17 protein-coding genes are annotated in these 20,552 nt (G+C 72.6%); 10 read left to right on the top strand and 7 right to left on the bottom strand.

Annotation, left to right across the window (positions count from 1 at the left end; all coding sequences use genetic code 11):
- Positions 1-85: 85 nt before the first annotated feature.
- Positions 86-934, bottom strand: a complete 849-nt coding sequence (gene map, locus AWQ70_RS30620; protein ID WP_067183754.1) for a type I methionyl aminopeptidase — start codon at positions 932-934, stop codon at positions 86-88.
- Between the two features lie 43 nt (positions 935-977).
- Between map and AWQ70_RS30615 the strand changes: the two genes are divergently transcribed.
- Entirely contained in the window at positions 978-1,154 is a 177-nt protein-coding gene (locus AWQ70_RS30615; protein WP_245647223.1) for a hypothetical protein, read from the top strand.
- A 73-nt stretch (positions 1,155-1,227) separates the two neighbouring features.
- Positions 1,228-1,683 (top strand): hypothetical protein, encoded by a 456-nt coding sequence (locus AWQ70_RS30610; protein ID WP_067183748.1) that lies wholly within the window; start codon positions 1,228-1,230, stop codon positions 1,681-1,683.
- A 17-nt stretch (positions 1,684-1,700) separates the two neighbouring features.
- Here AWQ70_RS30610 and AWQ70_RS30605 read toward each other — a convergent pair whose 3' ends face one another.
- Positions 1,701-2,279 carry a hypothetical protein gene (locus AWQ70_RS30605; RefSeq protein WP_174552438.1) on the bottom strand — a complete coding sequence of 193 codons (579 nt, stop codon included), beginning with the start codon at positions 2,277-2,279 and terminating at the stop codon, positions 1,701-1,703.
- A gap of 286 nt (positions 2,280-2,565) precedes the next feature.
- Here AWQ70_RS30605 and npdG point away from each other — a divergent pair, with 286 nt between their 5' ends.
- Positions 2,566-3,231, top strand: coding sequence for an NADPH-dependent F420 reductase (npdG, locus tag AWQ70_RS30600; RefSeq protein WP_067183743.1), 666 nt, complete (start codon positions 2,566-2,568; stop codon positions 3,229-3,231).
- Positions 3,232-3,484: 253 nt separating this feature from the next.
- Positions 3,485-4,654, top strand: a complete 1,170-nt coding sequence (locus AWQ70_RS30595) for a trans-sulfuration enzyme family protein (RefSeq protein ID WP_157530634.1) — start codon at positions 3,485-3,487, stop codon at positions 4,652-4,654.
- Between the two features lie 237 nt (positions 4,655-4,891).
- Here AWQ70_RS30595 and panB read toward each other — a convergent pair whose 3' ends face one another.
- Complete coding sequence (gene panB, locus AWQ70_RS30590; RefSeq protein ID WP_067183737.1) at positions 4,892-5,734, bottom strand: 3-methyl-2-oxobutanoate hydroxymethyltransferase; 843 nt, start codon at positions 5,732-5,734, stop codon at positions 4,892-4,894.
- A gap of 157 nt (positions 5,735-5,891) precedes the next feature.
- Between panB and AWQ70_RS30585 the strand changes: the two genes are divergently transcribed.
- The 3 genes from AWQ70_RS30585 (at position 5,892) to AWQ70_RS30570 (ending at position 9,939) form a co-directional block, all read left to right on the top strand.
- A complete protein-coding gene (locus AWQ70_RS30585) occupies positions 5,892-7,082 on the top strand; it encodes an MFS transporter (protein WP_067183734.1) in 1,191 nt (396 codons plus the stop codon).
- A gap of 636 nt (positions 7,083-7,718) precedes the next feature.
- Positions 7,719-9,317, top strand: a complete 1,599-nt coding sequence (locus tag AWQ70_RS30575; RefSeq protein ID WP_245647222.1) for an MFS transporter — start codon at positions 7,719-7,721, stop codon at positions 9,315-9,317.
- 7 nt (positions 9,318-9,324) lie between these two features.
- Complete coding sequence (locus AWQ70_RS30570; RefSeq protein WP_245647221.1) at positions 9,325-9,939, top strand: TetR/AcrR family transcriptional regulator; 615 nt, start codon at positions 9,325-9,327, stop codon at positions 9,937-9,939.
- Positions 9,940-10,084: 145 nt separating this feature from the next.
- On the opposite strand, the gene AWQ70_RS30565 is transcribed toward AWQ70_RS30570, so the two are convergent.
- From AWQ70_RS30565 to AWQ70_RS30550, 4 genes are all read right to left on the bottom strand, one after another.
- Positions 10,085-11,866, bottom strand: coding sequence for an NAD+ synthase (locus AWQ70_RS30565; protein WP_067183724.1), 1,782 nt, complete (start codon positions 11,864-11,866; stop codon positions 10,085-10,087).
- A gap of 166 nt (positions 11,867-12,032) precedes the next feature.
- Positions 12,033-13,568 (bottom strand): BTAD domain-containing putative transcriptional regulator, encoded by a 1,536-nt coding sequence (locus AWQ70_RS42285; protein ID WP_067183720.1) that lies wholly within the window; start codon positions 13,566-13,568, stop codon positions 12,033-12,035.
- A gap of 160 nt (positions 13,569-13,728) precedes the next feature.
- Positions 13,729-15,759 (bottom strand): sensor histidine kinase, encoded by a 2,031-nt coding sequence (locus tag AWQ70_RS30555; RefSeq protein ID WP_067183717.1) that lies wholly within the window; start codon positions 15,757-15,759, stop codon positions 13,729-13,731.
- Positions 15,760-15,771: 12 nt separating this feature from the next.
- Positions 15,772-16,992, bottom strand: a complete 1,221-nt coding sequence (locus AWQ70_RS30550) for an MDR family MFS transporter (protein ID WP_067183715.1) — start codon at positions 16,990-16,992, stop codon at positions 15,772-15,774.
- 81 nt (positions 16,993-17,073) lie between these two features.
- On the opposite strand from AWQ70_RS30550, the gene AWQ70_RS30545 reads away from it, so the two are divergent.
- The 3 genes from AWQ70_RS30545 to AWQ70_RS30535 all read left to right on the top strand — a co-directional run bounded on the left by AWQ70_RS30545 (position 17,074) and on the right by AWQ70_RS30535 (position 20,546).
- Positions 17,074-18,036 carry a DUF5937 family protein gene (locus AWQ70_RS30545; RefSeq protein WP_067183713.1) on the top strand — a complete coding sequence of 321 codons (963 nt, stop codon included), beginning with the start codon at positions 17,074-17,076 and terminating at the stop codon, positions 18,034-18,036.
- A gap of 97 nt (positions 18,037-18,133) precedes the next feature.
- The gene (glnA2, locus tag AWQ70_RS30540) at positions 18,134-19,495 is read left to right on the top strand and encodes a gamma-glutamylpolyamine synthetase GlnA2 (protein ID WP_067183710.1); all 1,362 of its coding nucleotides are present in this window, start codon (positions 18,134-18,136) and stop codon (positions 19,493-19,495) included.
- A 289-nt stretch (positions 19,496-19,784) separates the two neighbouring features.
- Entirely contained in the window at positions 19,785-20,546 is a 762-nt protein-coding gene (locus AWQ70_RS30535; RefSeq protein ID WP_067183708.1) for a hypothetical protein, read from the top strand.
- Positions 20,547-20,552 lie beyond the last annotated feature (6 nt).

The raw sequence follows: 20,552 nt of genomic DNA, 5'->3' as shown, positions 1-20,552 counted from the left end.
GGGGACGCCTGGTCCCCTTGAAGCGCCGGGGAGGGCGGCCTGAGAACCGCAGGGACGCGGCCACGGAAGCCGCTCGGGGCGCCGGTCAGGGCAGCGTGAGGATCTCGTGGCCCGAGTCGGTGACCACGATCGTGTGCTCGAACTGGGCGGTCCGCTTGCGGTCCATGGTCACCGCGGTCCACTTGTCCGGCCAGATCTCGTAGTCGATGGTCCCCAACGTGAGCATGGGCTCGATCGTGAACGTCATGCCGGGCACGAGCGTGACCGCCAGCGAGGGGTCGTCGTAGTGCGGGACGACCAGTCCCGAGTGGAACGACGCGCCGATGCCGTGGCCGGTGAAGTCGCGGACCACGCCGTAGCCGAAGCGCTTCGCGTACGCCTCGATCACCCGGCCGACCACGTTGAGCTGGCGACCGGGCGCGACCGCCCTGATCGCCCGCATGGTGGCCTCGCGGGTGCGCTCGACCAGCAGCCGGGACTCCTCGTCCACGTCGCCGACGAGGAACGTCGCGTCGGTGTCGCCGTGGACGCCCCCGATGTACGCGGTGATGTCGACGTTGACGATGTCGCCGTCGTTCAGCACTGTGTCGTCGGGGATGCCGTGGCAGATGACCTCGTTGATCGAGGTGCACAGCGACTTGGGGTAGCCGCGGTAGCCGAGGGTCGACGGGTAGGCGCCGTGGTCGCAGAGGAACTCGTGGCCGATCCGGTCCAGCTCGTCGGTGGTGACGCCGGGCGCGACGTGTCTGCCGACCTCCTCGAGGGCCTGGGCGGCGATCCGGCCCGCGATCCGCATCTTCTCGATCGTCTCAGGGGTCTGGACGTCGGTGGCGCCCTTCTTGGGGGCGGCCTTCCCCACGTACTCCGGACGTTCGATGTGGGCGGGGACCTTACGCATGGGCGACACTCGCCCTGGCCGGAGGAGTGTTGTCATGCCGCCAAGTCTAGATGCGGTCCGGAGGGGGAGGATTAGCCCTGTGAGCGATCAATGGTGGTTCTGTCTGAAGCACATGCGTGTGGAGCCGGAGAAGGGCTGCCCCAACAAGGACCGGATGGGCCCGTACGCCTCGGAGGCGGAGGCGTCCAGGGCCCTGCAGACCGCGTCCGAGCGGAACGAGGTGTGGCAGGCCAAGGACGAGGAATGGGACGAGTAGTGCCTTGACCTGATATTGGGGGACATGCCCGCCGAGGGCCTGCGAAGCTGGCCTGGGGCGGGAGGTGGCACACATGACGGAGCTCGGCGAGCCCGGAGCCCCGGGCGGGGTGGACGAGCGCGCGCGCCGGATGTCGGGCGCGGAGCGCCGCGTCGCGGCCCTGCTGGCGGCCGAAGGACACCGGGTCGTCGCCGTTCCCCCCGTCGGCGAGGGGCGGTCCGGCCGCCCGACCCCGGCGAGCCGTCCCGACGCCCTGGTGGACGGGCGACCCACCGACTTCGTCGTCCTCGCCGAGGGCGACACCGGCGTGGCGGTCACGATGGCGCTCAGCCGCGCCGCCCGCCACGCCGACCGGGCCGTGATCGACGCCCGCGGCACCGGGATCGGCCGCGCCGCCGCCGAGGCGGGAGTCCGCTGGTTCACCGCCGTCCCGCACAGCAACGTGCTGCGCGGCTGGCGGGTCATCGGCGACGACTACGACATCAGGCACGGCTTCGACCACGAAACGGACCGCGACCCCGCCCGGTAGGCCGTCCGAGGAGGCCCCTAGTCGGGCACGCGCGGCCCCGTGACCCGGTCGACGAGGCGGGCCAGGCGTTCGCGCAGGCCGAGCCGCCGGATGTCGCCGGCCGCGCTGCTCACCAGGTGCTGGGCGGCGTCGAAGCTGAGCGGGCCGTCCACGCGCGGAATCGCCAGCGAGTCGTGCGCCAGCGACTCCAGCGTGGGATCGCCGCCGTCGAGGGCGAGGATCGTGGCGCCGGTCCGCCGCGCGTCGTCGACGCGTTCCAGCAGGGGAACGGGAGCCTCGTCCTCGCTCACCACGAAGAGCGTCTCGCCGCGCCGGGCGTCGCGCAGCCGGTCCAGGCCGACCCGCAGGTGGGCGGGCGCGTCCGCGGGCGGCGACCAGCGCAGCAGCGTCGGGGAGAGCTGGGGGAGCCCCGACAGCCGCGCCTCGTCCGACAGGTGTGCGGTCAGGTGCCACGGTTCGTCGCCGGGTGTTCCCACCAGGAGCAGCCCTCCGGGGGATCGGGTCGCGCGCAGCGCCAGCCCCAGCTCTCGGGTGCGCTCCAGCCAGCCGGTCGAGGCGAGCACCTCGCGGAGGAGGCTCACCGAGTCAGCATCCATGGCAGCCATGGTGCCTGACATGCCCTCGCGGGGCCGGGCGAATGTCGCTTCTGACACGCCGGCGCCCGCGATCGCGGCGTTCGGCGCGCCCCACCGGTTCGGCGGTCCGCCCCGCTTCGGTGCCCCGCGTCGTGCCGCCCGGTTCCGTGCCCGGCTCGGTCCGGACCCGTGCTCCACGTGCCGCGTTCCGTGCGGCCGCCGGGCCGTGGCCGGGCCGTGCCCCGTGGCCGCCCCGTACTCGGCCCTGGCGGCGACCTGCCGGAACCGCCCTGGCATGATCTGGCCTATGGCTGAGCTGAATGACTTTCCGGATGTTTCCGGCCTCTCCATCGGCATCCTCGGAGGCACCGGGGACCAGGGCAAGGGTCTGGCCCGCAGGTTCGCCCTGGCGGGGCACACCGTGCTGATCGGTTCCCGCAACGCCGAGCGCGCGCGTGAGGCCGCCGAGGGCATCGGCGTACGCGGCGCCGAGAACGCCCAGGTCGCCGCCGAGGCGGACATCGTGATCGTGGCCGTGCCCTGGGACGGGCACAAGGCCACCCTGGAGTCCCTGCGCGCCGAACTCGCCGGGAAGATCGTCGTCGACTGCGTGAACCCGCTCGGCTTCGACAAGAAGGGCGCGTACGCGCTGCCGGTGGAGGAGGGGAGCGCGGCCCAGCAGGCCGCGGCGGTCCTCCCGGACAGCCGCGTCGTCGCGGCGTTCCACCACGTGTCCGCGGTGCTGCTGCTCGACCCGGAGGTGGACGAGGTCGGCCTGGACGTCCTCGTGCTCGGTGACGACAGGGAGGCCACGGACATCGTCCAGGCGCTCGCGTCGCGCATCGCGGGGGTGCGGGGTATCTACGGCGGCCGGCTGCGCAACGCGGGCCAGGTCGAGGCGCTGACCGCGAACCTGATCGCGATCAACCGCCGGTACAAGGCCCACGCCGGGTTCCGCGTCACCGACGTCTGAGGCGCCCGCCGGGCGTGGGACGGCGCTCACACGCCCGGCGTCGGCGGGAGCGTCCCTGGCGTCGGCGGGAGTGTCCCTGGCGTCAGCGGAGCGTCCCCGGCGTCGGCGGGAGTGTCCCCGGCGTCGGCCCTCCGCGGACCGGTGTCCGCCTTCGAGGGGCCGGCGGGCCGGCGGTGATCTGTGACGATTCGCACGGTCCTGTGGCGCCCGCCGCGTCCTGACAACCGGCGGCCGGCGGGTAATCCTTGTGAGCATGACCATGCGCCCGGAGACGCGAGCCGTCCACCTGCCCAGACCCGACCTGAACGGCAGCACGCCGATCACGATCCCCATCTACCAGACGTCGGGTTTCGCGTTCGACAGTCCCGCCGTCTTCGCCGACGGGATGGGGCGCCCGGACGGCCCCTTCGTCTACGGGCGGCTCTCCAACCCGACCGTACGGGCTCTCGAGGAGGCCGTCGCCGGGCTGGAGGGCGGCCAGGGGGCGGTGGCCACCGGGTCGGGCATGGGCGCCATCAACTCGGTGCTGCTCGCGCTGCTGGCGCCGGGTGACCACGTGATCGCCCAGCGGCCGTTGTACGGCGGCACCGCCCACATGCTGGCCGACCTGACCGCGCGGTTCGGCGTCGACGTGACGTACGTGCACGAGGCGGATCCCGCGGCTGTGCGCGACGCGGCGCGTCCGGAGACGAAGCTGCTCTACCTGGAGACGATCGCCAACCCGATGACCCAGGTGGCCGACCTGCCCGGCATGGCCGCCGCGGCGCGCGAGGCGGGGGCGCTGACGGTCGTGGACAACACGTTCGCCTCGCCCGTCCTGTGCCGGCCCATCGAGCACGGAGCGGACGTGGTGCTGCACTCCACCACGAAGTACCTCTCCGGGCACACCGACGTTCTGGGCGGCGTCGCGGTCTTCGCCTCGCCGGAGCTGCACCGCAAGGTCTGGTCGTACGCGATCGAGCTGGGGGCGACGGCCGACCCGTTCGCCGCCTGGCTCACCCTGCGCGGCATCCAGACGCTTCCGCTGCGCATGGAGCGGCACTGCGCGAACACCCGGCTGCTGGCCACCCGCCTGGCCGAGCATCCCGCCGTGGCGGCGGTCCACTGGCCGGGCCTGCCGTCGCACCCGTCGCACGACGTGGCGGCCAAGCTGCTGCCCGACTTCGGCGGCGTGTTCTCGTTCGACCTGCACGGGGGCCGCGCGGCCGGTGAGGCGTTCATGAGCTCCGTACGGCTCGCGCTGCTCGCGCCGTCGCTCGGCGGAGTCGAGACGCTGATCCTGCACCCCGCCACCACCTCGCACCGGTCGCTCGACGCCGCCGCACTGGCCGCCGCCGGGATCGCCGAGGGGACGGTCCGCGTGTCCGTCGGCATCGAGCACCCCGAGGACCTGTGGGCCGACTTCGAGCAGGCGCTCGGCTGACGCCCGCCTTTCGCGGCGGGGCGGCCCTGCCGCGAAAAGGGCGCCGTCTGCGGAAAGCGCCGCCGCGGAAAGGGCGCCGCCACAAGGTGTCCGGCCTCCGCGTACGGTGCCCGCCGCGGGCGGGCGGCCGGGTTCCGAGACGGCCGCGGAACCGGAAGGGCCGGCCCCGTTCGATCGGGAGCCGGCCCTTCGCCTCGTTCGCCACTGTTCGCCGCCCTTCGGCGGGATCGTGGAGGATCAGTGGTAGCTGTGCTCCGGGGCGGGGAAGGCGCCGGACACGACCTCGTCGGCGTAGGCGCGGACGGCCCGCTCCATCTCGCCCGCGAGATCGAAGTACTTCTTCACGAACTTCGCCGGGCGCGGGGTGAGACCCATCAGGTCCTGCCAGACGAGGACCTGGGCGTCGGTGCCCGATCCCGCGCCGATGCCGATCGTCGGGATGCTGAGCGACGCGGTCACCCGCTCCGCCAGCTCGGCCGGGACGCATTCGAGCACGACGGCGAACGCGCCCGCGTGCTCCAGGGCCTTGGCGTCGGCCATCAGCTCGTCGCCCGACTGGCCCCGGCCCTGTACGCGGTATCCGCCGATGACGTTCACCGACTGCGGCGTCAGGCCGATGTGCGCCATGACCGGGACGCCGGCCGACACGAGCAACTCGACCTGGGACAACACCCGGTGCCCGCCCTCCAGCTTCACGGCGTGGGCCCCGGCCTCCTTCATGAACCGCGCGGCCGTCTCCAGCGCCTGCTGCGGCGACGCCTGGTAGGACGCGAACGGGAGGTCGGCGACCACCATCGCCCGTGAGGAGCCGCGGACCACGGCGGCGGTGAGCGGGACGAGGTCGTCGACCGTGACCGGCAGGGTCGAGTCGTACCCGTAGACGACCATGGCGGCCGAGTCGCCGACGAGCAGGACGGGGATGCCCGCCTCGTCGAAGACCTTCGCGGTCATCGCGTCGTACGCCGTCACCATCGGCCACTTCTCGTGGCGTTCCTTCGCGGCGGCGAGATCACGGACGGTCACCCTGCGCCCCGACGTGCCGCCGTAGAGAGCAGCGGGTGCAGCGGAAACAGAGGACATGATTACCTCCAGGTCTCGTGGCGCCCCTGTGGCGTCCCCGGACAGTCAGATCATCGCATGCGGCCCGCAAATAGAACACCCGAGGGACCGACCGTAATCCGGTGGAAATCCTGTCGGAGGGGCACGGCACAATGCCTTCCCGGAGGTACGCACCAAAATGGCACTCGAACCTTATCGGAGGGTTCTCGCCCTGCCCGGAGTCCGCGCGCTGCTGCTGGTCGGCACGCTCGCCAGGATCCCGATGACGGGCACGGGCATCACGCTCACCCTGCACGTGGTCAACGGGCTCGGCATGGGATTCCTGCAGGCCGGGCTGGTCGGCACGGCCAACCTGATCGGCGCCGCGATCGGCTCCCCGCTCGCCGGGCGGTTCGTGGACCAGCGCGGTCTGCGCCCGGTGTTCGCGGTGACCACCGCCGTGCAGCTCGCCTTCTGGTGCTGCGCGCCCTGGCTGCCGTACGCGGCGCTGATCCCCGGCGCGCTGATCGCGGGACTGTTCAACCAGCCCGTCTTCGGCGCGCTCCGGCAGTGCCTGGGCGCGATGGTCCCCGGGGAGCGCCACCAGTCGGCGTTCGCGCTGGACTCGATGGCCGTCGAGGTGTCGTACATGGTGGGCCCGGCCCTGGCCGTGGCCCTCTCGACCGGTTTCTCCACGACCGTGACGATGTACGTGGTGGGCGTCGGCCTGGTGGGCACGGGCGTCGCCCTGTACGCGCTGAACCCGCCGACCAGCATTCCCGGCGAGGAGATCGCCGAGACGGTGCCGCGGCGCGCCTGGCTCCGGCCGGGGCTGATCACGCTGTTCGGCGTCGCGGCGTCGCTCACGTTCGTCCTCACCACGACCGAGTTGTCCGTCGTCGCCATGCTCAAGTCCGGGGCGGCCACCCAGTGGACGGGGCTGGTGCTCGGGCTGTGGTGCGGATACTCCCTCATCGGCGGGTTCGTGTACGGCGGGCTGCCCCGAGGGTTCTCGCCCCTGCTGCTCACCGGCGTCCTGTGCGCGTTCACCGCACCGGTCGGGATCGTCGGCGGCGGCTGGTGGTGGCTCTGCCTGGCGCTGGTCCCCGCCGGTCTGCTGTGCGCGCCCGCGATGTCGGCCACGGTGGCGGCGGTGAACGGACGGGTGCCGGCCGGCGCGCGCGGGGAGGCGATGGGGCTGCACGGCACCGCGCTGCTGATCGGCGGCGCCCTGGCCGGCCCGGCGGCCGGAGCGGTGGTCGACTCGCACGGCCCCGCCTGGGCGTTCGCCGCGGCGGGCGCGATCGGCGTGGCGCTGGTCCTGATCGCCCTCCCGTTCTGGCGCGACGCCAAGCGGCCGGTCGCCGATCCGGTGTCCGTCCCGCTCTGAGCCGGGCGTCCCTCCGGCCGGGGCGGCACCCGGCGCAGGCCGCCGGTCAGCGTGCCGTCGTGCCCTGTGGGCATCGTGTCGCTCCAGGCCTGATAGGCCGCCCCCATTGCCGCTTCGAACAGCGAGAACTGGATCAGGAAGCCGCTCAGGCGCTCAGGCTCGGCGAGCGGCTCCGAACAGTCGTCGACCATCCACACGACGGGGTCGTCCTCGGACGGGTCGAGCGACCATGCGGAGAGGGCGCCCTCCTCCAGCCGGACGATCAGGTGGGCCCGCAGGGAGGAGGTCCACTCCAGGAGCCGGGCGGCGGCAGCGCCCGGCACCGGGCCGAGCAGGCGGAACTCCTCGCCGTTCCACACCCCGCTCGCGGCGAGGTCGTCCACCGCGTCCACGGTGATCACGGCGCCGCGCGGCCCGAGGAGGGCCTCGGCGCCGCCGGCGGTGAACACCTCGGCCTCCGGACCGGCGAGACCGGTCGCCTCCGAACCCTCGACCACGTCAAGGCGATTGAGCCGCAGGGCGCGCAACTCTAGCCGGGCCCCGCCGCCGGCCCGGCGCTCCGCGGGGCCGTCCGCATTATGAAACGCGACGGTTGCGTATCGAATCTTGCTCCGCTACGGTACCGTTCCGAAACTCATGCGTATCGAAACTCTACTGGGGGACTTTGTGGACGCGCATACCGGGCACCCACGCCGATGGCAGATCCTCGGCGTGATGGTGTTCAGCCTGCTCGCCGTCGTGCTCGACAACACCATCCTGAACGTCGCGATCAAGACGATCGCCGACCCGGTGCAGGGTCTGGGGGCGACCCAGAGCGAGCTGGAGTGGGCGATGAACTCCTACACGCTCGTCTTCGCGGGTCTGCTGTTCACCTTCGGCGTGCTCGGCGACAGGTACGGCCGCAAGAAGATGCTCCTGATCGGCATGGTCATCTTCGGTCTCTCGTCGCTCGTCAGCGCGTACGCGCAGGATCCGATGCAGCTCATCATGGCCCGCGCGCTGATGGGGCTCGGCGGCGCGGCGATCATGCCGGCCACGCTCGCGATCATCTCGAACGTCTTCCCGATCCACGAGCGGGGCAAGGCGATCGGCATCTGGGCGGGCGGCGTCGGCATCGCCGTCGCCATCGGTCCGATCACGGGGGGCCTGCTTCTCGAGCACTTCTGGTGGGGCTCGGTCTTCCTGGTCAACATCCCGATCGTGCTGCTCGGCCTGGTGCTGATCGCGATGCTCGTGCCCGACTCCAAGGACCCGGGCAAGACGGGTCTCGACCCCGTCGGCGTGCTGCTGTCGATCGTCGGCCTGGTGGCCCTGGTCTACGGCATCGTCCGGATCAGCGACCTCGGCACGTTCGCCGACGTCTCGGTCGTGGTCCCGTCGCTGGTCGGCCTCGCCATCCTCGGCGTCTTCTTCTGGTACGAGCGGCGCATCGACCACCCGGCCTTCGACGTGCGCTACTTCAGGAACGCCTCCTTCTCCACGGCGATCGCCAGCGTGGGCCTGGTCTTCTTCGCGGCCATGGGCGTGATGTTCTTCATGGCCTTCTACTGGCAGATCGTCCGCGGATACTCGCCGCTCCAGTCGGGCGCGCTGGTGCTGCCGTTCGCCGTGGCTCAGCTGATCTTCGCGCCGCGCAGCGCCAAGGTGGTCGAGAAGTACGGCGCCAAGGCGGTCGGCACCGTCGGCATGCTCGTGATCACCGCCTGCCTCGCGGCCTACGCCTTCGTCGGTGTGGACACGCCCATCTGGATCCTGCTGGTCCTCACGTTCATCCAGGGATCGGCGATGGCGCACATCATGCCTCCGGCCACCACCGCCATCATGAACGCCCTGCCCCGCGAGAAGGCCGGCGTCGGCTCCTCCATGAGCAACGTCGTCCGCCAGGTCGGCGGCACGCTCGGCATCGCCATCCTCGGCGCGGTGCTGTCCGCCGCGTACCGCGACGGCATGGAGGGCAAGGTGACCGGGGTCCCGGAGGAGCTCCACCACGTGGTGACCGAGTCGATCTCGGGCGCGGCCGGGGTCGCGGAGCGCCTCGGCGACCAGGGCGCCGGCCTGATGAAGGCGGCGGGCGAGGCGTTCGTCGGAGGCATCCACTGGGCGGCCCTCGGCTCGGCCCTCGTCGCGCTCGTCGGCGCCGTCCTGATGGCCCGCTGGATGCCGGGTAAGGTGTCCGTTCCCGCCGTCGTCCCGGAGAAGCCGACAGAGGCGGATCGCGAAGCGGCGATAGTGTGAGGCCACGATGATGACGCGGCAGATGGCGGAAGGGGCGGCTCGCGCCGCGGGTCGCCCGCGCAGTGAGAAGGCGGAGAAGTCGATCATCGAGGCCACCCTCGAACTGATCGGCGAGGGTGTCGCGGTGTCCGAGTTGTCCATCGAGGGCATCGCGTCCAGGGCGGGCGTCGGCAAGACGACGATCTACCGCCGCTGGTCGAACAAGGAGGACCTCGTCGTCGACGCCCTGACGACGCTGAAACCGCCCATCCCGCCGCTGGAAGGGGACAGCGTCCGGGACGACCTGATCGCCTACCTCACGGTGATAAGGGAAGAGTCCCGGCACACCCACACGCGCTGCATCATGAACATCGCGATGAGCGACTCCGAGCGGCACCCCCGCCTGGCGGCGCGGTTCGACGAACTGGCGATCCAGCCGCGCCGCGCCGTCATGGCGGAGGTGCTGCGGCGCGGCATCGAGCGCGGGGAGCTGCGCCCCGACCTCGACGTCGAGATGGCGATGGCCATCCTGACCGGCGCCATGTTGTGGCACACCAAGTGGTCGCACCGGGCCGCCGACCTTCGCGACGACCTGGCCGAGCGCATCGTCGACGAGGCGCTGCGCGGCTTCCGCCCCCGGTAACGCTCCCTGCCCTGCCGTGGGCGCCGCGCCGCCCCCGGCCAGGGAAGTGCCACCAGCCGGGGACCGTCCTGGTGGCGGGCCCCCGGTGAGGTTCGTCAGGACGCGGCGGCGTTCGTCGACGCGGAGGTCGAAGGCGGGTGCCCGGTCAGCGGGCCGTCGTCTCCCGCCAGCGGTTGGTGATCGGGAGACGCCGGTCGCGGCCGAAGTTCTTCGGGGTGATCTTCGGCCCCGGCGGGTACTGGCGCCGCTTGTACTCCGCCAGGTCCACCAGGCGGATGATCCGGCTCACCAGCTCGGTGTCGTGCCCGGCCGCGACCAGCTCGGGGGCGCCCATGTCCTTCTCCACGTAGTCGTCCAGCAGCCGGTCGAGCACGTCGTACGGCGGGAGCGAGTCGGTGTCGCGCTGGTCGGGCCGCAGCTCGGCGCTGGGCTCCTTGGTGATGGAGTTCTCCGGGATCGGCGGCTCGGCGGCGCGGAGCCGGAAGAAGTCGTCGGGCCCCTGGGCGTTGCGCCACTTCGAGAGCTCCCAGACCAGGGTCTTCGGCACGTCCTTGATGGGCGCGAAGCCGCCGGCCGAGTCGCCGTAGAGGGTCGAGTAGCCGGTGGCCAGCTCGCTCTTGTTGCCCGTGGTCAGCACCAGGTGGCCGTGCTCGTTCGACAGGCTCATCAGCAGCATCCCGCGCACGCGCGCCTGGAGGTTCTCCGCGGCGAGGCCGTGCAGGTCGATCTCCTTCTCGAACGCGCTGACGATGTCCGCGATCGGCACGGTCCGCGCGGTGACGCCCTGCCGCCGCACCAGCTCCTCCGCGTCCCCGACGGAGTGGTCGGAGGAGTAGCGCGAGGGCATCAGCACGACGTTCACCCGCTCGGGCCCGACGGCGTCGGACGCGATCGTCGCGGCGAGGGCGGAGTCGATGCCGCCCGACAGGCCGAGGATGACGGAGCGGAAGCCGTTCTTGGCGACGTAGTCGCGCACACCGAGGACGAGCGCGTGGTAGATCTCGGCGAGGTCGTCCAGCCGCGGGGCAACCGTGGGCGGCTCGGGAGCGTACGGCTCGACCGGCCCGCCCGCGAGCTCGAGCCGCTCGACCGTGATGACGGTCCCGTCGAGGGCGTCGACCGGGAACTCGCCCGGCTCGCCGGCACCGAGCGGCAGGTCGAGGTCGGTGACGAGCAGCTCCTCCTTGAACTGGGAGGCCCGGGCGACCAGCTCGCCGGAGGCGTCCACGACGATCGAGTCGCCGTCGAAGACGAGCTCGTCCTGCCCGCCGACCTGGTTGACGTAGGCGAGGGCGCAGCCCGCCTCCCGAGCCCGCCGACCGACGAGCTCCAGCCGCACGTCGTCCTTCTCCACCTCGTACGGCGAGGCGTTGGGCACGACGAGCAGGCCCGCGCCGGCCCGCGCGACCGCGGAGACGGGGCCGCCGTCCTGCCAGAGGTCCTCGCAGACGGCGACGGCGACGTCGACGCCGCGCACCCGCACGACGGGCAGCCGGTCGCCCCGCACGAAGTAGCGGTACTCGTCGAATACGCCGTAGTTGGGCAGGTGGTGCTTGGCGCTCCGCGTCACGACGCGCCCGCCGTACAGCACGGCCACGGCGTCGAGGGGCGCGCCCTTCGGCTGGCCGACCCGGGGTTCGAGGTCGGCCCGGTCGACATAGCCGGTGACGACGGGGATCTCGCCGAGCCCCTCGTCGGCGAGCCGTCGCGCCACGGCGTCCAGCGTCGCGATCGAGGCGTCCACGAACGAGGACCTGAGCACCAGGTCCTCGACGGGATATCCGGTCAGGAACATCTCCGTGAAGACCACAAGGTGCGCGTCTCTCTCGGCGGCGCGGCGGGTCCACTCGACGAGCCGGTCGGCGTTGCCGCCGAGGTCGCCGACGACGGGGTTGGTCTGGGCTAGGGCGATGCGCAGTTGTGCCACACGCCCAGCGTAGAACCCGCCGTCATTTGTCGTCAAAGCGACGATAAGTCCGATGTGTGGCGGGTCGCCCGCACTGTCGCCGGCTGGGACGCCGTCGCCGGCCGGGACGCCGTCGGCGACGGCCACCCTCGCCGTCGCCCGGCGAGGACGCCGCCGCGGACGGCCGTCAGTCCCGGGGCGAGCCGGGGCTGATCAGCCCGCTCTCGTACGCGAGGACGACGAGCTGCGCGCGGTCGAGCAGGTCCAGCCGCCCGAGCAGCGCGGCGATCTCGTCGGCCACCTCCCGTTCGTGGACGGCCAGGGTGACGGCGATCTGCCGGTTGGTGAAGCCGCGCGCCACCAGCTTGACGAGGTCGAGGTCGGAGTCCGACAGGCCCGCCGGAGCGGCCGGGTCGCGCCGCCCGGCGAAGGCCGCGATCAGGTGCGTGGTCACCGCCGGGTCGAGCAGGGCGTCGCCCGCGACGGCCGCCCGGATCGCCGCCACGAGCTGCTCCGGCGGCGACGTCTTGAGCACGAAGCCGCTCACCCCCGCGCGCAGCGCCGCGTACAGGTTCTCGTCGGTCCCGAAGGTCGTCATCATGATCACCTTCGGCGGGGTCTCGCCCGCGAGGATCCGGCGTGCCGCCGCCAGCCCGTCCAGCCGGGGCATCTGGATGTCCATGAGGACCACGTCCGGCCGCGTCTCCCGCACGGCGGCGATCGCCTGCTCGCCGTTCTCGGCCTCGCCGACGAGCTCCAGACCGGGTTCGAGGTCCAGGATCACCTTCAGGCCGGTGCGCACGAGCGCCTGGTCGTCGGCGATCACGACGCGGAGCGGGGGCGTCGCCCCGGCGTCCGCCGCCCCGGCTCCCTGCGCCGCCCCCGTCCCCGAGGCCGGGGCCGTCCCGAGCCCGGAGGCGGGGCCGCCGGACGGCGCGGCGGCCGTGACGGAGGCCCCGGGGGCGGGCGCGTCCAGGTGCGGCGCCTGCGAGAAGATGTCCTGTTCGAGCCGCTGCAGGGTCGGGCCCAGGTCCAGGCCCAGCTCGTCGCGGAGCGCCTCGCGCGCCCGCCGCAGGGCGCCGAGCGCGTCCCCCTGCCGCCCCGCCCGGTAAAGCGCGAGCGCCAGCAGCCGCCACGCCTCCTCGCGCAGCGGGTACGCCGACGCGTGCGCCTCCAGGTCCGGGATCAGCGCGCCGGTCCTGCCGAGCCGTACGGCGGCGTCGCCCCGGCGTTCGACCGCGAGCAGGCGCAGTTCCTCCAGGCGCAGCCCCTCGGTCACCGCCCAGGGCAGGTCGAGGAACTCGGCCAGCGCGGGTCCCCGCCACAGGCCGAGCGCGGTCTCCATCCGTTCGAACGTCCGCGCCGGATCGCCGTCGTGGTCGCTCTTGACGAGGTCCTCGAACCACCAGGAGTCCACCTGCTCGACCGTGGCGCGCAGCGCGTACCCCGGGGGAGCCGAGACGAGGACCCCCGCCTGCTCGCGCGGCGCGCGGTCCGGTTCGAGTGCGCGGCGCAGCCGCGACACGTACCCCTGGACGGTCGAGAGCGCCTGCGCGGGCGGCTCTCCCGGCCACAGGTCGTCGATGAGCATCCCGACGGGCACGGCGCGGCCGCCCGCGACGAGCAGCCGGGCCAGTACGGCCTGCTGCCGCTGTCCGCCCAGGTCAAGGACCTGACCGTCGGATTCCGCCTGGAACGGTCCGAGAGCACGAAATTTCACCATCGCACGGGTAAGCGTAGGGCCATCCGGCCGAAGTGAGCAGTGCTCGGTTATGGGGCGTAAGGGCCGTTCTGAGAGATTCGCCCCCAAATTGGCGAGATGTCGGCCCGTTCCTCGGCGGCACGCCGTCGGCCCACCCGGGGACGGCGCGTTCCGTACGGCGTCAGCTCGGCGAGGCGGTGGACGCGCTCGCGGAGTCGTGGGGGGAGGGAGGCCCTCCGTCGGAGGCGAGGGGGAACCGGGCCTCGACCGTGGTCCCGCCGCCCGGCGGGGAGGCGACGACGCAGCTTCCGCCCAGCTCGGCGGCGCGTTCCCGCATCGAGGAGGTCCCCACCCCGGCCCGCCTGCCCTCCGGCAGGCCGACGCCGTCGTCGGCGACGGTGACCCGCAACTCGGCGTCGCGGGACAGCGTCACCCGCACATGCTCGGCGCGGGCGTGCCGGCGGACGTTGGTGAGCGCCTCCTGGACGATCCGGTACACCGCCACCTCGACGGCGGCCGGCAACCCGGACGTCTCGCCCTCCACCACGACCTCCGCGGGCGGCGGCCCCTCCTCAGCCAGGGCCCGTACGGCTCCCGCGAGGCCGAGGTCGTCGAGCGCCGGGGGCCGCAGGCCGTACACGAGCTGCCGGATGTCGCCGGTGACGGCGTCCATGCCGGTGCGCAGCTCGCGGAGCAGGCCGTCGGCGTCGGCGGGGGAGCGCGTGAGGGTGAGCCGCGCCATGTTGATGGTCATCGCCATGCCGGACAGGGTCTGGCCGAGGCCGTCGTGCAGGTCGCGGCGCAGCCGGCGGCGCTCCTCCTCCCGCGTGGAGAGGATCCGCTCTCTGGACCGCTGGAGGTCGGCGGCCATGCGCACGGCGTGGGCCACGTCGGCGACGTGGGGCAGCAGGGTGGTGATGACCCGCTCGTCGTGGGCGGCGGCGAACCGCCGCGCGCCCGGCTCGCCGATCAGCAGGCGGCCCACCGGCTCGCCGTGCCAGACGAGGGCGATCTCTCTGGGGGCGCCGCCGACGTCGCCGCTCGCGACGTAGCCGGGCCTGCCGCCCGCGACCTCGACGGCGGCGCCGCCGACCGCGAGGCCGTCCCGCACGACCGCGACGACGGAGGCGAGCGCGTCGGCGGGGCCGGCCCGGCGCACCTCCTGGGTGAGCCGCTCGGCGAGCGCCCTGGGGTCGCCGACCGGGCCGTAGAGCATGTGGTCGACCGCGCGCTGGAGGCCGCGGCGCAGCGGCTGGAACAGCGCGCCGGAGGCCAGCGCCGCGACGAGCCCGGCGATCTGGTGGTACCCCGACGCGAGCACGCCGGCCAGGGCGCTCGCGCCGAAGTAGACGGCGCCGACCACGCCGAGCAGGCCCGCCGCCACGAAGGTCCTGCTGATGACGGTGTCGATGCCGTACAGGCGGTAGCGCAGCGCGGAGAAGAGGATCGCGATGGGGATGACGGCCGTCCACGCCGTCGCGAGCACCATCGTGGACATGCCCGGCAGATAGAAGGCGACATATCCGGCGAAGGCGATGAGCGGCCAGGCGATCTGGCGGCGCGTGACCGGGTCGGCCCGCCGCAGCCGCAGCACGAGCGAGAGCAGCGCGGCGACCACGCACACCTGCACCGTGTACGCGAGGACGTCCAGGATCCCGGCGTAGTACGGCGCGAGCGCCTCGATCGCCAGGGGGTTGGGGATGACGGCGGGCAGGCGGTAGCGCGCCGGGTCCGGGGTGGGGCGCGCGACGATCACGACGATCTCGGCGAGCGTCGCCAGGCCCCCGGCGAGGACGACCGGCAGCCAGCGGCGCGACGGCAGCCGGCCGGTCGGCGAGTAGAGGGGGAGCACGATGGCGAGCAGCAGGCCCGCGACGCCCCAGCAGATCACGTCCGCCCAGCGCATGACCCCGGCGACGGCGAGGTCGCCCCGGGACCCGAAGTGGAGGAGGAGCGCCACGCTCGCGACGTTGCCCGCGCCGAGCAGCCCGCCCGCGCACATCAGCCAGGCGAGGCTCAGCCGCGGGCGTTGCGCGACGAGGAAGGCGCCGACGGGCGCGAAGGTGAGGCCGACGCCGAGATCCGGGGTGACCGGGAACTCGGGCCGCCACTCCGGGGGGAGCCCGAGCTGGACCAGCACGCCGAACGACGTCAGGGCGAGCGCCGTGGCCGCCATGACGGTCGCGACCACCCGCCCGCGTCGTTCGTTCATGGTGGACGTGGATTATGTCGGGATAAGTCCCTCAACGCCAGAGCGGCGGCGGATCGCGGGGGCGATGCCGAGCATGGCCAGGGCGGCCAGCACTCCCAGTGCGCCGCAGGTGACCCACAGGACCGGCGCGCCGGCTTCGAGCAGCCGGGTGCCGAGGAGCGGCGCGAGCAGCGAGGCGGCCGACCAGGCGAAGCCGTTCAGGCCGGCGTAGCGGCCCCGCAGGTGGGGCGGGGCGAGCGCGGCGACGATCGTGCCGGGGATGCCGGCCAGGGCGATCTCGCCGAGCGTCCAGACGGCGATCGCGAGGCCGTGGCCGAGCGCCGACGACATCAGGGCGGTGAGCGCGAACCCTCCGCCCACGACCGCGAATCCCAGGGCGAGCAGGCGGCTCGGGTCCCGGCGGGACAACCAGGCGTTCGTCAGCGGCTGGACGACCACGATCAGCACGCCGTTCACCGCCATCGCGCTGCCGTACGCGCTGGTCGCGAGGCCCTGGCCGGTCATCGCCAGCGGCAGCGTGGTGAACCCCTGGAGATAGACGAACGCGTACACGAGGTTGATCAGCGTGAAGGCGACCATCAGGCGGTCGCGCAGAACGTCGCCGAACCCGCCCTCGGACACTTCGCTCTTGGCCGGGCGGGTCTCGGGGATCGCCCGCCACACCAGGACGCCGAAGGCGGCGCAGGTGATCGCGTCGATCCAGAACAGCGTGGTGAAGCCGGCCTTGGCCAGCCAGCCGCCGGCGATCATCGCGACGGAGAAGCCCAGGTTGAGCGCCCAGTAGATCAGGCCGTACGCGCGGGGCCGGTCCTCGGGGGAGACCAGGTCGGCCACCAGCGCCTGGGAGGCGGGACGGTAGGCGTCGATCACGATCCCGAGCACGAACATCCCGGCGACGATCCCCGGGACGCTCGTCGTGTACCCGAGCACGATGAACGCGACCGCCGTCAAGATCATCGATCCGGTCAGCGTCACCCGCCGCCCGAAACGGTCGGCCATCCACCCCGCCACCGGCTGGGACGCCAGCGACCCCGCGCCGTAGACGGTGAGCACCAGGCCGGTCGACGCGAGCGACATCCCGCGCGACTGGGTCAGGTAGACGCCGATGAACGGCTCCACCATGGTGCCGAGACGGTTGACGAGGGTGCCGCCGAAGAGGGCCCAGAAGGGACGGGGGAGGCCGCCGATCCGCGACCGGAGGAAGCCGGTCCTGGCGATGGTCGTGCTTGTCACGGGGAAAGCCTCGGACAGGTGTTCGGTACGATGCGAATGTTTTAGCCCTCGCTGAAACGTCCTGCGCCGAAAGGTGGGCCGGTGACCATCGAGTGGTGGTTCGCCCCCGGTGACGTGGCCCGGCTGCGGTTCGCGTTCTCGCCGTTGTGGGAGCTGGTGTCGAGCCTGCGCGTGCTGCGTCAGCCCGGCCGGCACTCCGTCCACCTGCCGTGGCTGCGCGCCGTACGGCCCCGGGTGGCCGGGCTCGACCTCTCCGAGCTGTACGCGCTCGTCCCGATGCGGGGCTACCTCCCCGACTTCCTGACGCCGCCGCCGGACACGACGCTCCCGGACTTCGCGGCCGAGCTGGAGAGGGTACGGCGCACGCGGCCCGAGAGGGCCCTGGAGGAGGTGGCCCACGTGCGCTCCCCCGACCCCGAGGCGCTGCGCGGGTTCGCCGACGACCCGGAGGCCGGCATCCGCCGCGTGTCCGACACGCTGTGGGACCTCTGGACCGTCGCCATGGAGGAGTTCTGGCCGCGCGTCTACGGCGTGCTGGAGGCCGACGTCATGCGGCGGTCCCGCATCCTCGCGACCGGTGGAGTGCAGGAGGTGTTCGCCGACCTGCACGACTCCGTCGTCTGGCGCGGCGACCGGCTCGTCGTCGCCAAGGCGTGGAACCACTCCGGGCCGGTCACCGGGGACGGCCTGCTGCTCGTGCCGAGCGCGTTCCACTGGCCCGACGCCGCGATCATGTGCGAGCCGTACCAGTCGCTGCTGTGCTATCCGGCGTGGGGCGTCGGCACGCTGTGGACGACGGGACGGCCGTGCACCTCCGGAGGGCTGAGCGCGCTCATCGGCCGTACCAGGGCGGGCATCCTCGCCGCGCTGGAGGAGCCCGCCTCGACGTCCGCGCTGGCCCGCCGGATGGATCTCACCCCGGGGGCGGTGAGCCAGCATCTGACCGTGCTGTCCGGCGGCGGACTCGTCACCCGGCAGCGCATGGGCAGGGAGGTGCTCTACCGGCGCACCTCCATGGGGGACGCGCTGGTCAGCGGGGCGTGACGGCCGTCGCCGGCGGGCCGTTCCCTCGTAATGCAGGTGAAACACGCAGAGGGCACACTGGTACGAGACCAGACGTGTAGTTCCCGAGAGGTACGCCGTGGACCGCCAGCAGGAATTCGTTCTCCGCACGCTCGAAGAGCGCGACATCCGGTTCATCCGGCTGTGGTTCACCGACGTGCTCGGCTTCCTCAAGTCGGTGGCCATCGCGCCCGCCGAGCTCGAAGGCGCCTTCGCCGAGGGCATCGGGTTCGACGGGTCGGCGATCGAGGGCTTCTCGCGGGTCTACGAGTCCGACATGCTCGCCAAGCCGGACCCGTCCACGTTCCAGATCCTGCCGTGGCGCAGCGAGTCGCCCGGCGCGGCCCGCATGTTCTGCGACATCCTCATGCCGGACGGCTCGCCGTCGCACGCCGACCCGCGCTGGGTGCTCAAGCGCACGCTGGCCCGGGCGGCCGAGATGGGCTTCACCTTCTACACCCACCCCGAGGTGGAGTTCTTCCTGCTCCGCGACCGGCCCGAGCGCGGGGAGCGGCCCAGCCCGATAGACGAGGGCGGCTACTTCGACCACACGCCGCACAGCGCGGGCCACGACTTCCGCCGCCAGGCGATCATGATGCTGGAGTCGATGGGCATCTCGGTGGAGTACAGCCACCACGAGGGCGCCCCCGGCCAGCAGGAGATCGACCTGCGCTACGCGGACGCGCTGACGACCGCCGACAACATCATGACCTTCCGGCTGGTCATGAAGGAGGTCGCGCTGGAGCAGGGCGTGTGGGCGTCCTTCATGCCCAAGCCGTTCACCGAGTACCCCGGCTCGGGCATGCACACCCACATGTCGCTCTTCGAGGGCGACCGGAACGCCTTCTACGAGCCCGGCGCCGACTACCAGCTCTCCAAGGTCGGCCGGTCGTTCATCGGCGGCCTGCTGCGCCATGCCGCCGAGATCACGGCGGTCTGCAACCAGTGGGTGAACTCGTACAAGCGGCTGTGGGGCGGCGCCGAGGCGATCGCCGGGGCGGGCGGCGAGGCGCCCGCGTACATCTGCTGGGGGCACAACAACCGCTCCGCCCTGGTGCGGGTGCCGATGTACAAGCCGCACAAGAGCGGCTCGACCCGCATCGAGTTCCGCTCGCTCGACTCCTCGTGCAACCCGTACCTGGCGTTCGCGGTGATCCTCGCCGCCGGGCTCAAGGGCATCGAGCAGGGGTACGACATGCCGCCCGGCGCGGAGGACGACGTGTGGGCGCTGACCAGCGGGGAGCGGCGCGCGCTCGGCATCCAGCCGCTGCCGCAGTCGCTCGACGAGGCGATATCGGTGATGGAGCGCAGCGAGCTGGTGGCCGAGACGCTGGGCGAGCACGTCTTCGACTTCTTCCTGCGCAACAAGCGGACCGAGTGGCGCGAGTACCGCCGCCAGGTCACCGAGTTCGAGCTCGGGCGCTACCTTCCGATCCTGTGACGCCTGTGTCTATTCGCGCTCGCTTCGCTCGCGCGGGCTCGCGGCGCCCTCAGGTGATGTCTTCCCTCGTCGCCCGACGGTTCCCGCCGCAATGATTGACAGCGCTTGCGCGGGCTCGCCGTCCCGACCGCGAGGAAGGACCGTTGCGTCATCGTTCCGTTACATATGGTGAACGTGGCCAACATCTCGCTCTGTTTAACTTCTCTCAAGCGGAGAAGCGTAAAATCGGATGGTTAGTTACGACTGTTGCGGATGGGCCGTAATCAGGCGTGACGTTGGAGGGTGTTGCATGACGACGGCTGCCGGGCTGCAGACCGTTCTGACCGTTCCGGAGCGTTTCCGGGGGCCCGAGGGGACCGCCAACGGCGGGTGGATCTCGGGCACACTGGCCGGCCTGCTGACCGGCTCGGGCGACGGCTCGGCCGTCGAGGTCACCCTCCATAAACCCGTCCCGCTGGAGACGGGGCTCGCGGTCGCGCAGGTCGGCAACACCCTCGCCCTCGGCGACGGCGAGCGGCACCTCGCCGAGGCCATCCCGGTCGCCGAGACGCTGACCCCGCCCCCGTTCGTGGCGTTCACGGACGCGGCGCGGGCCGAGGCCGGGTTCGCGGGGCTGCGCGGGCACGCGATCGCCGGGTGCTTCGCGTGCGGGCTGCGCGAGCCGGGCGACGGCCTGCGCATCTTCCCCGGCCCGGTGCCGGAGGCGGGCGCGGTCGCGGCGGGCTGGCGGGTCCCGGTCAACGTGACCGACGAGGACGGCGTCGTCCCCGACTCGATCGTCTGGTCCGCGCTCGACTGCGTGACCTTCTGGGCGCACTTCGGCGGCCCGGACGCGCCCGCGGACGCGCAGCCCGAGCCGGGCCGGTCCGCGCTCCTCGGCCGTTTGACCGCGCAGGTGTTCCGCCGGGTCTACCCCCTCGGCCGGTACTCCGTCGTCGGCCGGGTCTCCGGGCGCGACGGGCGCAAGCTCTTCGGCGAGAGCGCCGTCTACGAGGTCGACGGCACGCTGGTGGCGGCCGCGAAGGCCACCTGGATCGTTCCGCGCGGCTGAGCCCGC

Origin of the sequence: Microtetraspora niveoalba, from assembly GCF_001570405.1 — a bacterium.
Taxonomy (GTDB): domain Bacteria; phylum Actinomycetota; class Actinomycetes; order Streptosporangiales; family Streptosporangiaceae; genus Microtetraspora; species Microtetraspora niveoalba.
Note: the sequence above shows the minus strand (reverse complement) of the source record. Positions and strands in the feature narration are given on the sequence as shown.